The sequence below is a fragment of the Variovorax multivorans genome (assembly GCF_051216835.1).
Lineage (GTDB): Bacteria > Pseudomonadota > Gammaproteobacteria > Burkholderiales > Burkholderiaceae_C > Variovorax.
On the sequence record NZ_JBPJZL010000007.1, the window covers coordinates 265,673 to 278,906 of the forward strand.

At 62.5% G+C, this 13,234-nt stretch carries 9 protein-coding genes; 4 read left to right on the plus strand and 5 right to left on the minus strand.

The window, feature by feature from the left end:
- Window positions 1-96: 96 nt before the first annotated feature.
- The 3 genes from ACSFCA_RS20250 (at window position 97) to ACSFCA_RS20260 (ending at window position 5,853) form a co-directional block, all read left to right on the plus strand.
- Entirely contained in the window at window positions 97-1,197 is a 1,101-nt protein-coding gene (locus ACSFCA_RS20250; protein WP_435460738.1) for a hypothetical protein, read from the plus strand.
- A 400-nt stretch (window positions 1,198-1,597) separates the two neighbouring features.
- Window positions 1,598-3,907 carry an AAA family ATPase gene (locus ACSFCA_RS20255; protein ID WP_435460737.1) on the plus strand — a complete coding sequence of 770 codons (2,310 nt, stop codon included), beginning with the start codon at window positions 1,598-1,600 and terminating at the stop codon, window positions 3,905-3,907.
- Complete coding sequence (locus ACSFCA_RS20260) at window positions 3,904-5,853, plus strand: UvrD-helicase domain-containing protein (protein WP_435460736.1); 1,950 nt, start codon at window positions 3,904-3,906, stop codon at window positions 5,851-5,853. The genes ACSFCA_RS20255 and ACSFCA_RS20260 overlap by 4 nt, the downstream gene beginning before the upstream one ends.
- Window positions 5,854-5,914: 61 nt before the next feature.
- Here the strand turns inward: ACSFCA_RS20260 and ACSFCA_RS20265 are convergent, their stop codons facing one another.
- The 3 genes from ACSFCA_RS20265 to ACSFCA_RS20275 form a co-directional block, all read right to left on the minus strand.
- A complete protein-coding gene (locus ACSFCA_RS20265; protein WP_435460735.1) occupies window positions 5,915-7,231 on the minus strand; it encodes a sulfatase family protein in 1,317 nt (438 codons plus the stop codon).
- Window positions 7,232-7,260: 29 nt separating this feature from the next.
- The gene (locus ACSFCA_RS20270) at window positions 7,261-8,247 is read right to left on the minus strand and encodes a Bug family tripartite tricarboxylate transporter substrate binding protein (RefSeq protein WP_435460734.1); all 987 of its coding nucleotides are present in this window, start codon (window positions 8,245-8,247) and stop codon (window positions 7,261-7,263) included.
- Between the two features lie 150 nt (window positions 8,248-8,397).
- Window positions 8,398-9,405, minus strand: coding sequence for a Bug family tripartite tricarboxylate transporter substrate binding protein (locus ACSFCA_RS20275; RefSeq protein ID WP_435460733.1), 1,008 nt, complete (start codon window positions 9,403-9,405; stop codon window positions 8,398-8,400).
- A 134-nt stretch (window positions 9,406-9,539) separates the two neighbouring features.
- Between ACSFCA_RS20275 and ACSFCA_RS20280 the strand changes: the two genes are divergently transcribed.
- Entirely contained in the window at window positions 9,540-10,469 is a 930-nt protein-coding gene (locus tag ACSFCA_RS20280) for a LysR substrate-binding domain-containing protein (RefSeq protein ID WP_435460732.1), read from the plus strand.
- Between the two features lie 4 nt (window positions 10,470-10,473).
- Here ACSFCA_RS20280 and ACSFCA_RS20285 read toward each other — a convergent pair whose 3' ends face one another.
- The gene (locus ACSFCA_RS20285; RefSeq protein WP_435460731.1) at window positions 10,474-10,728 is read right to left on the minus strand and encodes a DUF1488 family protein; all 255 of its coding nucleotides are present in this window, start codon (window positions 10,726-10,728) and stop codon (window positions 10,474-10,476) included.
- Window positions 10,729-10,849: 121 nt separating this feature from the next.
- Window positions 10,850-13,234: an ATP-binding cassette domain-containing protein gene (locus ACSFCA_RS20290; RefSeq protein ID WP_435460730.1), complete on the minus strand. Its 2,385-nt coding sequence runs from the start codon at window positions 13,232-13,234 to the stop codon at window positions 10,850-10,852.

The following is a 13,234-nucleotide window of genomic DNA, read 5'->3' on the forward strand; positions in this document are numbered from 1 at the left end:
CTTCAACTGGGCATCCCACAAAGTAGGGATGCCCAGGACCTCTCACCCCCGCTACCGTAGTGCAGGGGAGTACCACAAAGGTATGGGAGGCCGAAGATGCTTTGGAAAGCGGCGAGCGTAGCCACAGCGGCATTCATGTTGATGCCGGGCGCATCCTTCGCCTTCGAGCTATCGCCGGACGGAACGTCCTTCGAGAAGAAGCTCGCGAAGAAGGGGCAACCAACCGGAGACAAGTTGCTCAGCAAGCTCGTGGACTTGGGCGTTCGAAAGTTCGGCAGCCCGGTTCACGAAGAGATCGCAAACCGGTCATTGGATTGCGATGGAGACGCGGATATCTGCGCCGACCCTGATTGGGACCCGGCGCAGGCCTACGTACTTGCTGGAGTACGTTGGAATGATGACCCTCCATTCAGATTCGAGTCTTCGTTCGGCAAGTACGGAGGATGCAAGGCCGGAGACACGGTGCGCCTTGTAGTGCAACCGGAGTGCTGGGGGCGAGTGTTCTACGACGGGAAGAAAAGGGCAGCTCGCGGTGAAGCGCTGAACGCCAAGACCGCGCCGCTGCTTGTACGGTCCCACTTCGGGGATATGCAGTTTCTCCATGCAATGGGCTCGGTCGATGGTGAGCCGCCGGACATCACCTACGGGCGCATCATGATGTGGGCCGAGTTCACGTGGAAGGTCGCGACCAGAAAAATCCCTGCCAATGGCATCGTTGCGAACCAGGACGTGGCAGGTATTCGCGATGTCTTCGGCTTGAACGGATGGAGCGTGCAAGACCTTTTTGCTCTCGGCAACCCGAACATCCGTAAACCTTCCTATCTGGGCGCGGTTGCGTTCGGAAGCCTCTTGCACACCGTTCAGGATTCGTTCTCTCGCGCGCATGTCGAGCGAGAGCAAGTAACGAAGGGAGCCAAGTGCCCGGGCGCCAGCGACTACGCGGCGCCAGGCGCCATCAGAGAGTTTCACGCTTACGGTCACCAAGACTCGGACAAGCATTCCGCCGCGGATGTTCGGGCTGCGTTTTCCGCTCACTGGTCTTCTGGAGCACCAAGTGCGGTGGACGTTGGACGGGTGCTTGCGCAGTTTTATGACCGCCAAGCGGAGTGGTTGGAGGTTCGGCCGTATGTGGAGTGCGTATTTCGACTAGCGCCGAATGCGACGGTGGCATCTCCTGGTGACTATGCGGTCGATTGACTGGCGCGCGATCTACTAAGCCTTCAAATGATTTGGCGCGGCTATCTCTTTGGTGACGTAGCGGGTAGTTCACTAAGCCAAGAAGAGTTCTTGGCTGTCGGTCGACAGTGCGCCAGTTGCCGCTGGTGTGGTCCTCAGAATCCTGTCGTCGGATATATGCGACGGTTGCGGCTATTCGGCATGAGCAGTAGGAGCGCCCGTATGGCTGCCAGAAGCCGACAGTCGCAAGCCGCTAGGAGCAGACTGTCCGCTCGGTTTCACAACTCTATCTGCTCGGACTCAGACTGTGAGGACGTATTCCGTGAATTGTTTCCATGAGTCAGATATGGGCTTGTTGCCCGGCGCTCCCGCACTGTTTGTGTAACGGTGCCTCCCTACATTTCGGTTGAGAAGTACATCTATGCCAAACGCTGCCCCTGCCACCCCGGAATCCGGCGACATCAAGCTGCGATTCCTAGAGCTCTGCCAGTTCCGCCGCCTCGGCAAAGTCCAATTGGATATCGATAAGAAGACCACCATCCTTGTCGGCGCAAACAACAGTGGGAAAACCTCGGTGCTTGCCGCTCTCCGCCACTTTCTTGCAGACGGGGTGCCCTTTGGCGCTTTCGACATCAGCCTCTCGCAGTGGCCAAAACTGCGAGCTCTTGGCAAAGCTTGGGAAGCGCTGACAGAAGACCCGTTGACAGTGGCCGGACCCGAAGACGTGTGGAAGGAGCAGCTCCAGGCAATTCTTTCAGCCATGCCCACACTGGACCTCTGGTTCGATGCAGAGGCTGGCATGTACCACTATGTCGCGCCGTTCCTCTCTAAGTTCAGCTGGACGGGAGGCGCCGTCGGTGTTCGCTTGCGACTGGAGCCGGCCGCAAGCATCGATGAGCTGAAGCAGCTGGCCTGGACGTATCACACGGCACGGTTGCCAGTAAAGGACATGGGTGCGGACTCGCTGGCTTGGCCCATTGATCTTCTCGATTTTTGGCTACGTGAGCCATCGAAGCTCGGCCAAGTTCGCGCGTATAAGCTAGATGCAGATAACAACCCGGTGACTGGCTTCGCGACCTACGGTACTCAGACACTGGCCGCGGACGCGAGCCCAATTGAACGTAAGCACCTATCGAAGTTGATACGTGTTGACTTCGTCGCAGCCCAGCGCGGGCTCGGCAGCGAAGAAGCCGATTCGCGGTCTGCCTCGGGCCCGCATCGGGTCGGCATGTTCTCTAACCAACTTCTCAAGTTTGCCCGACAGCACTTGAACGTGGCTAGCACCGGACACGGCCATCGCGCGGACCTTATCAAGGCCGTGGCCGAAGCACAGAGGGACCTGGACAAGAAAATCCACGAGGCCATAGCCGATTCGGTTGAGGAGGTGAAGGAACTCGGATATCCGGGCTTGCATGACCCTCAGGAGATTCGCTTCCGCACGCGCATCCAGACGGCTGACTTGCTCGACCATGGGACCGCCGTCCAGTACAGCATGCAGAAGGAGTCACTCGAGGAGCTCCTCCCCGAATACTCCATCGGGCTCGGCTACCAGAATCTACAGTCACTCAGCTACCAACTGGTCTCCTTCAAAGCAGCCCGGCTCAAGCCTGAGAAAGGGTCTCCGGCACCCGTTCATCTGGTGATGATTGAGGAGCCTGAGGCACACCTTCATGTTCAGGTGCAGCGCATCTTTCCTGACAAGGCACACAAGCTCATCAGCCCGACCGAGAAGGATGGGTCGGCTCTCAAAAGTCAGCTACTCATCAGTACCCATTCCAGCCACCTTGCTCATGCGGAGAACTTCGACCGGCTTCGATACGTTCGGCGCATCGCAAAGAGCGCCGCGAGCCCAATGCCGACGACCGAAGTGGTCAATCTTGGGCAGGTTTTTGGTGATGACGAGAAGACGCGCCAATTCGCGGAACGTTACTTCCGCGTTCAGCACACAGACCTTCTATTTGCCAACGCGGCCATTTTCGTGGAGGGCGCCGCAGAGCGCATGCTGGTACCGCTTTTCATTGAGCGGGACTTCAAGGCACTGAATAGCCGCTACGTGTCTTTTCTTGATATCGGCGGGAGTCATGCCCATCGGCTCAGGCCGCTGGTCGAAAAACTTAGGATTCCCACGGTCATCATTACCGACATCGACCCCTCAGAAGAAAAGGAAGGCAAGCCCAAGAAGAATGGTGAGCCGACTAAGAAGCTGGTCGCCGTTGCGAACACGGGTCAAGCTGGCCTTTATTGCGGCAACCCAACTCTCCGAGTCTGGCATCCGAAGCTGCACAAGCTCGAAGATTTCAAGACTCCGACTGACGCTCAGTTGGTTTGGAACGAGACAGCAGATTGCCTTGTACGGTTCGCCTGGCAGTTGCCAGTCGCCGAAGCAGACGGCAGCTGGCCCAGCACGTTTGAAGACTCGCTCGTTCTCGCGAATATGCCCTGGTTTAAGGGCCTGATGGATGAGAAGGTTGATAAGGATGGCGTTGAGATTGAAACACCCACAGGGGCACTTCGCTCTGTCGCCAAAAGGGTTGCTGAGGCCGGAAGCGTCCCTGACCTTCTAGGCAAACTGCACACGCTCATGCATAACTCGTTCAAAAAAGGGGACTTCGCAGCAAGCATCTTCGAAAGGGTCTCGACCGAAGAGCCGGTCATATGCCCAAAGTACATCGCAGACGCTCTGGGCTGGCTGCAGGCGCAACTTGAGCCTAGCCAGGAACCGAAGGTATGAGCGCGGTCCCCATCTTTGCCGACAACGACCGCGATGCTGGGGTTGTCGAAGAAATCTGTGGCTATCTCACTGAGGAGTCGCCCCGCAGCTACTTCCTTTTCGCCGGCGCAGGCTCAGGGAAGACACGAACGCTAGTTGAAGTGCTACGTCGGCTGACAGGCGTCCTGGAGCATGAGAGGGGAGGACAGTTTGCTCGACGCCTGCGGATGTATGGACGGTCCATACGGGTGGTCACATATACGAAGAACGCGGTCTCGGTCATTAATGGACGCCTTGGGGATAACGACTTGGTCGGGGTATCCACCATCCACTCGTTTTGCTGGGAGCTCATCAGCGGATTCAATGACGACATCCGAGCGGCACTCATCGCCGTCAAGGAAGCTCAACTCGAAAAGGAAACATCGGAGGCGTTAGCAAAGCCAAGGGGAATTACCCCTACTAAGCAGCGGGACCTTGATGAAATCAAGGAAGACATTGAAGCGTTTAGAACGACGGATGTGTTCATCTATCATCCGGACCGGAATACATACGGCCCCGGAGCGCTTGCTCACAATTACGTCCTCGACGCCACGGCTTGGCTCCTCCGGAACAGGCCTACGCTCCAGACCATCCTCAAGGACCGTCACCCCGTCGTACTCATCGATGAGTCGCAGGACACGATGAAGAGCGTTCTGGATGCCTTGATGGGCCTTGCGGAGCCAAGGGGTAGCGGTCTGACCCTCGGATTGCTTGGCGACCATCGACAACGCATTTATCCCGACGGGCACTCGGACCTTCCGAGTTTGGTTCCGCCGAGCTGGGCTACGCCAGAGCTGCAAATGAATCATCGCAGCCAGCGCCGAATCGTCACCCTCATCAACAGAATCTGGGAAGCGGAGCTCGAAGGCCGGACCCAACCTGCAAGTGGTGTCGAACAGCATCCACGAACAGAGAAGACGGGCGGAGTGGTTCGGCTCTACGTCGGTGACACGTCGCTTACTCCGGAAGACAAGGTGCGTGGCGAACGTTGGTGCGCAGACCAGATGTGGCAGGCGAGCGGGGCAGTCGCCTGGAGTCAAGGCGAATTCCAACTGCTCGCCTTGGAACACAAGCTTGTCGCAACTCGCGGCTCGTTTCTCGATGCATTTAGGGCCATGGTCCTGCTAGACCCGAATGCTGCCGCACCTACTGGAAGTGGCGAAAACAAGGGTCCCGCCGCAGTACAGGTTTTATTGAACGAACTTGCCTATTTAGAGGCATGCATCGGCGCCGATGGTGCTGTGGATGAGTTCAAGGCCACAGAAGTTTTTCGGCGCTACGGTCGCCTCGAGGACATGCCAGAAGACACGGCAGCGCGAACAAGCCGTGTCGAAGAGATGCTTAAAGCCATTGCGGCTTTCGCCGCCGCCTGTGCAAATCCGAAGTCCACTGTGGAAGAGGTGCTGAAGCCGGTTTTGAGCGCAAATCTGTTTGAGGTTGACCAACGCCTTTCAGCGGCGTATGCCGACAAGTCGCCCGCACCTTCGGCGCCTGGCCGAGGTGAAGAGGAGTCCAAACAGGACCGGATGCGTCGTGGCTGGTGCGCGCTGTTTGCCTCCCCCTGGGATCAACTCCAAAAGTACCGCACCTACCTTGCAGGGAATTCTGTGCTTGCCACCCACCAGGTCGTCAAGGGCTCTGAATTCCCCCATGTCATGGTGGTGATGGACGACACGGAGGCCGGCGGCAACCAAATTTCCTACGACAAGATTTTTGGAGGCACCGAGCTCAGCAAGGCAGACAGGCATAACGTAGAAATAGGCAAGGAGACGACTATCGACCGCACTTTGCGCCTCCTGTACGTCACCTGTAGCCGTGCCCAAGAGTCGTTGGCGCTGGTGCTCTGGTCTGCCGATCCTGCGGCTGCTCTAACGCGAATAAAGGATAGCGGCTGGTTGGCCGACGGCGAATTTGAAGCGATTCAGTAAAGCAATCCTTGTAACTTTGGAGGTCGCATTTACGCGTGTTCTGCGGCTACGCGCGGGCCCCTCACCTCTGCGGCATATCCCTAACCGAATACCCCAAACTAACCGTCGCATCCTCCGGAATAGCAGGCATCGTCGCATTCCAAGCCGCCCAATCCGCCCTCATAGCAGCCAGTCGTTCGGGCTCCTTCTTCCCCAGATTCGCCCGCTCGCGCTCATCCGCAGGAATGTTGAACAGGTACTCGTTCCCGTCCACCTTCAAGTACTTCCAGTCCCCATCGCGCATCGCTTCTTGCCCGCGATGGTTCATGCGCCAGTGCAACGGTCGGCGGAAGCTGTTCTTCGCATCTTTCAGCACGGGCATCAGCGACACGCCGTCCAGCGGATAGTCCGAGTGCGCTGAAACCCCGGCCGCGTCGAGCATGGTGGCTGACCAGTCCATGGTCATGCACAGCTGCGTGCTCTCGCCGCCCTTGCCGATCACCGCAGGCCAGTGCGCGATCCATGGCACGCGGATGCCGCCTTCGGTCAAATCCATCTTGCCGCCCACCAGTGGCCAGTTGTCCGAGAAGCGTTCGCCGCCGTTGTCGCTGGTGAACACCACCAGCGTGTTGTCGGCCATGCCGTGCTTTTGCAGCGCGGCCATGATCCAGCCGATGCCTTCGTCCATGTGATGGATCATGCGGCGGTACACATGAATGTTGCCGCCGGCCAGGTCGAACAGGTTGTCCTTGACGGTGGGGGCCTTCTCCGCGTCGTCGCGGGTTTCCCATGGCCAGTGCGGGGCGGTGTAGTGCAGGCTCAGGAAGAAGGGCGCTTCCTGCTCTGACATGCGCTCCACGTACTCGACCGCGCGTTTAGACAGGATGTCGGTGAGGTAGCCCTCTTCCTGCTTGTCTTCTTCGCCAAGCCACAGGTCGTGGCGGCCGGTGGAATCGCAGTGGGTGAAGTAGTCGACGCCGCCCGACATGGGCCCGAAGAATTCGTCGTACCCCGAGCGCAGCGGGCCGAAGGTGGGCGGGTAGCCCAGGTGCCATTTGCCGATGAGCGCGGTCTGGTAGCCGCTGGCCTTCAGCAATGAAGGCAGGGTGGGGTGGTCGGTGGGCAGGCCGAGGGTGGTGCTGCCGCGGCTCTTGCTGTTGATGGGCTCTTCGGCGGCGCCGCGCAGGCGGTACTGGTAGCGGCCGGTGATCATGCCGAAGCGGGTGGGCGAGCACACGGGCGAGTTTGCGTAGCCCTGCGTGAGCTTCAAGCCATTGGCGGCCAGGCCGTCGAGCACGGGAGACACGGGGCCGAACACGGCGTCGCGGCCGCCGTAGCAGCCGAGGTCGGCATAGCCGAGGTCGTCGGCAACGATGAAGATGATGTTGGGTCTGGTCATGTCTCTTTGACGTTTTTCTCTGAAGGGGTTCAGGGCTGGTAGCCCGATTTCTGGACGACAGGGGCCCACTGCGCGCGGTAGGCCTTGAGCATCGCGGCGGTCTGCGCCTGTGTGCTCACCACCGGGGTCATGCCGGAGTCCTTGAACTTGCGTTGCGTGTCCGGGTCTTGCATGACTTCGCGGATCAGGTTGGACAGGCGCTCGACCTTGTCCTTCGGCATGCTGTTCGGCGCGAAGAAGGTGTTCCAGCCGGTGGCGGCAAGGTCGAGGCCAGCTTCCTTGAAGGTGGGCACGTTCGGCGCAAAGGGCGAGCGCTTGGTGCCCGACAGCGCGAGGATGCGCAGCTTGCCCGCCGCGTGCTGCGGCAGCACCACGTCTTCGGTGTCCACGGCAATGGGCACCTGTCCGCCGATCAGGTCGTTCAGCAGCGGCGCCGAGCCGCGGTAGCCGATCACCTGGGTCTGCACGTTGGCCTTTTCGCCGACCATGAGGCCGAAGAAGTGCGGCAGGCTGCCGGTGGCCGGCACGCCCACATTGGCCTGCGTGGGGTTGGCGCGCATCCACGCGAGCAGGTGGTTCAGTTCGCGCACGGGCAGGCTGGGCGACACGGCCAGCGCAAAGTTGTAGTCGTTGACGTACGACACGGGCACGAAGTCGCGCTCGGGGTCGTAGTTGTTGTCCTTGAAGACCAGCGGCGCCACGATCATCACGGCGGGGTTGGCGAGCATCAGCACGTTCTGGTTGGCGGGCGTGATCTTCACCTGCTGCGCCGCAAGGCGGCCGCCCGCGCCGGGCTTGTTGTCTACCACCACCGCCACGCCCAGCTTTGCACCGAGCTTGTCGCCCACGATGCGCGCCACGCGGTCGGTGGCGCCGCCGGGAGCGTAGCCCACCACGATGTGCAGGGGTGTGTCGAACTTGGCCTGGGCGCTTGCCTGGGTGGCGAAGGCTGCCGCAAAGCCGGCAATGGCCAGCAGGCCGGCGGTGCGGCGGGTGAAAAGGGAGGTCGGCAGCATGATGGGCAAGTCCTTGTCGTCGTCTTCGGTCGGGCGGTGACCAGTAAGTGTGACCGCGAGGCTCGCGGTTGCGGACGATTCTGAAGACGCTGCGTTCGATTGATCAAATCAACCATTGCCGGGGTTTACCCCGCGACAACACCGGCCTCATCAGTCCACCTTCATGCCGGTTGCCTTGACGATGCGGCCGTAGCGCGCCTGGCTGGCGGCCAGGTGCTCGCTGGCTGCGTTGCCGGTTTCTGCGAGCGGCACCATGTCTAGCGAGGCCAGCCGGGCCTTGACCTCGGGCAGGGCCATCGCCTTCTGCAGCGAGGCTCGCAGCGTCTGCATCACCGGTTCGGGCGTGGCGGCGGGCACCATCGAGATATAGAGCACTTCGAACTCCAGGCCTTTCAGGCCCAGTTCGCCCACGGTGGGCACCTGCGGCAGCAGCGGCGAGCGTTGTTTGCCGGTAACGGCCAGCGCGCGCAGCTTGCCCGACTGAACTTGCGGCAGCAGGCCCGGCGTGGCGAGGATGCCGGCCTGCACCTCGTCGCCCATCAGCGCCAGCACGGCCGGCGAGTTGCCCTTGTAGGGCACGTGGGTGATCTTCGCGCCCGTCTCGGTTGCAAAGATCTCGGCGGCAATGTGGCCGGGGCTGCCGTTGCCGGCCGAGCTGAAGGTGGCCGGCTCGGCCTTGGCCTGCGCGATGAACTCGGGCAGCGTCTTCGCCTTGACGCCCGGGGCCACGCCGAAGCTCAGGCCCGAAGAGCTGAAGATCATCAGCGGCTTCAGGTCTTTGGCCGCGAAGGGCATCGACGCGTACAGATGCGGGTTGATGGTGAAGGTGCTGTCGATGCCCAGCAGCACGGTGTAGCCATCGGCCGGGCTCTTGGCGACCAGGTCGGCGCCGATGTTGCCGCCGGCACCGGGCCGGTTGTCGACGATGAAGGGCTGCTTCAGGTCTTTCTGCAGCGCATCGGCCAGCGCGCGGGCGAGGATGTCGATGGGGCCGCCCGCCGGGAAGTTGGTGAGGAACTTCACCGGCTTGGTGGGGTAGGGCGCGTCGGCTGCGGTGGCGTGGGTGGAGATGGTGCCAAGGACGAGTGCCGCGCAGGTAGTGATGGCAATGGCAAGGCGGCGCGTGCCGCCGAAGGCGTTCGGTGAACCGGTGGTCATGTCTCTGTTGTCTCCTTATGTCTTCGTGTCGAAGGCAACTCTAGGAGGCCAGCGCGGACTGCACAACTGAAAGCTCTTCTGCCAGGTATTCCTGCTGGTTATATTCAAACGGCCGCTCGCTCAAGGAAAGCCCCATGTCAGCCATGAACTTTGCACGCCTGAAGCTGCGCCATCTGCAATGCCTCGTGACGGTGGCGCAAGAGCGCAACCTCGTGCGCGCGGCCGAGGCGCTCTCGCTCACGCAGCCGGCGGTGTCCAAGACCGTTGCCGAGCTGGAAGAGATCGTCGGCCGCCAGCTGCTGCTGCGCCGCCGCCGCGGCGTGGAGCTCACGCCGGCCGCCGAGGTGCTGGTGCGCCATGCCGTCTCTGCCCTGCGCGGTCTGCGCGAAGGCATGGGCCTGGCGATGGACCAGCCCGAGGCCGACCAGTTGCGCATGGCCGTCGGCGCCCTGCCGAACATGGTGGCCAACCTGCTGCCCGAAGCCGTCGCCCTGCTGAACGACGCGCACCCCGCGCTGCGCGTGCGCGTGATGAGCGGCACCAACGCGCAGCTGATGACGCAGCTGCGCCAGGGCGAAATCGACGTTGTGCTCGGCCGCCTCGCGCAGGCCTCTGCCATGGCCGACCTGGCCTTCGAGCAGCTCTTCAGCGAGCCGCTGCTGCTGGTGGTGCGCCCCGGCCATCCGCTCGCGTCACGGCGCAAGCCAACGCTCGACGCACTGGCCGCACACCCGCTGGTGCTACCGGTGTCGGGCACGCTCATCCGGCACACGGCCGATGCCTTCCTGATCGCGCAGGGCCTCGCGCTGCCCAACCGGCTGGTGGAGGCGACCGACACGAGCTTCGTGGTGGGGCTGCTGCAGCGCTGCGACGCAGTATGGTTCGCGCCGCAAGGAGCGGTGGAAGGCTTCATCGCGCGCGGCGAGTTGAAGCGCGTGGCCATCGATACGTCGAGCACCGAAGGCCCGGTCGGGTTCACGGTGCGCCGCAGCGGCGAGCTGGGGGAGGGCGCGCGGCTGTTACTCGCAACGATCCGCGGGATCGTGCTCAAGCGAAAGGTTTGAGGCCCTACGCGGGAGCCTTGAGGTCGTTTTCCCGCAGCATCACGGGCTCCATCGAGCCCTGTGCCAGCCGGCGCCGCACGGCCGCGTCGATTTCCTCGGCATGAAGGCCGTAGGTGTTCAGTGGGTCGGCGTCTTCGCCGGTGCGGTAGTGATAGCGCAGGGTTTCTCTTCCGATGCTCGCGTTCACGTCGTGACCCTCCACTGCCACCGAAAAGCGTACCGTGCCCGAAGCGTCGTGAAAGAAGGCGGCGTCAGCCATCGCAAGGCCTGGTGTGTGTCATGGGAGTCCTTTCGGTGATGCGCAGAAAGACATCCGCGTGGGGCACTCTAGTCCTTAATGCCGGTGGCGTCTGTCCGGTCTCACGCTTATGGAGTCCCGCTCAGGCGCCGACGTAGGCCGCAAGGTGCTTGCCCGTGAGGGTTGAGCGGGCGGCGACGAGGTCGGCGGGCGTGCCTTCGAACACGACCCGGCCGCCGTCATGCCCGGCGCCGGGGCCGAGGTCGATGATCCAGTCGGCATGCGCCATTACCGCCTGGTGGTGTTCGACGACGATGACCGACTTGCCTGCATCCACCAGCCTGTCGAGCAGGCCGAGCAGTTGCTCGACATCGGCAAGGTGCAGGCCGGCTGTCGGCTCGTCGAGCACGTAGACGCCGCCTTTCTCCGCCATGTGAGTGGCCAGCTTGAGCCGCTGCCGCTCGCCGCCCGACAGGGTGGTGAGCGGCTGGCCGAGGCTGAGGTAGCCGAGCCCGACGTCGGCGAGCCGGTCGAGGATGGCGTGCGCAGCCGGCGTGCGGGCATCGCCAGCGCCGAAAAATTCCCTGGCCTCGGTCACCGACATGGCGAGCACTTCGCTGATGTCGCGCCCGCCGAAGTGATGCTCGAGCACCGAGGCGTGAAAGCGCTTGCCCTCGCACTCCTCGCAGGTGGTGGCAACGCCGGCCATCATCGCCAGGTCGGTGTAGATGACGCCGGCGCCGTTGCAGGCAGGGCAGGCGCCCTCGGAGTTGGCGCTGAACAGGGCGGGCTTCACGCCGTTGGCCTTCGCGAATGCGTTGCGAATCGGGTCGAGCAGCCCGGTGTAGGTGGCCGGGTTGCTGCGGCGCGAGCCGCGTATCGAGCCCTGGTCTACCGACACCACGCCCGCGCCGGCAGGAATCGACCCGTGCACGAGCGAGCTTTTGCCGGAGCCGGCCACACCGGTCACGACGACCAGCACGCCCAGCGGCACATCGACGCTCACGTTGCGCAGGTTGTGCGTCTTCGCACCGCTAATCGGCAGCTTGCCCGTGGGCTTGCGCAGCTTTTTCTTGAGGGCGGCCCGGTCGTCGAGGTGCCGGCCGGTGAGAGTGTTGCTGGCCCGCAGTGCCTCGACGGTGCCTTCGAAGCAGACAGTGCCGCCGGCAGTGCCGGCCCCGGGGCCGAGGTCGACGACGTGATCGGCGATGGCGATGGCCTCCGGCTTGTGCTCCACCACGAGCACGGTGTTGCCCTTGTCGCGCAGCCGCAGCAGCAGGCTGTTCATGCGCTGGATGTCGTGGGGGTGCAGCCCGATGGTCGGCTCGTCGAACACGTACGTCACGTCGGTGAGCGAGGAGCCGAGGTGGCGGATCATCTTCGTGCGCTGCGCCTCGCCGCCGGAGAGCGTGCCCGAGGGGCGGTCGAGGCTCAGGTAGCCGAGCCCGATTTCCACGAACGAGTCGAGCGTGTGGGCCAGCTTGGCGAGCAGCGGCGCCACAGAAGGCTCGTTGAGCCCGCGCACCCATTCGGCCAGGTCGCTGATCTGCATGGTGCAGGCATCGGCGATGTTGATCTTCTTTATCTTCGAAGACCGGGCCGCCTCGCTGAGCCGGGTGCCGTCGCACTCGGGGCAGGTGCTGAACGTTACCGCCCGCTCCACGAAAGCGCGGATGTGCGGCTGCATGGCGTCGACATCTTTGGCCAGGAAAGACTTCTGCACCTGCGGAATCAGCCCCTGGTAGGTGAGGTTGATGCCATCGACCTTGATCTTGGTCGGCTCCTTGTGGAGCAGGGCGTCCAGCTCCTTCTTCGTGAACTTGCGGATGGGCTTGTCGGGGTCGAAGAAGCCGCAGCCGTTGAAAATGCGGCCGTACCAACCTTCCATGCTGAAGCCGGGAATGGTGAGCGCGCCTTCGTTGAGCGATTTGCTGTCGTCGTAGAAAGCGGTCAGGTCGAAGTCGGTAACGGCGCCCCGGCCTTCGCAGCGCGGGCACATGCCGCCGGTGCGGTTGAAGCTTTGCTTCACGGTCTTGCTGGCACCGCGTTCGACGGTGATGACGCCGGTCGCCTTGACCGATGGCACGTTGAAGGCAAAGGCGCTGGGCGAGCCGATGTGCGGTTTGCCGAGGCGGCTGAAAAGAATGCGCAGCATCGCGTTGGCGTCAGTCGCGGTGCCGACGGTGGAGCGCGGGTCGCCGCCCATGCGCTCCTGGTCCACGATGATCGCGGTCGTCAGGCCGTCGAGCACGTCGACCTCGGGCCGCGCCAGCGTGGGCATGAAGCCCTGAACGAAGGCGCTGTAGGTTTCGTTGATGAGCCGCTGCGACTCCGCGGCGATGGTGCCGAACACCAGAGAGCTCTTGCCCGAGCCGGAGACGCCGGTGAACACCGTAAGCCGCCGCTTCGGCAGCTCGACGCTGATGTCCTTGAGGTTGTTCACGCGCGCGCCCTGCACGCGGATCAGGTCGTGGTGGTCGGCGGCGTGCGGGGTGTTCTTCGAGTCCTTCTTTGGGGCCTTGCTCAT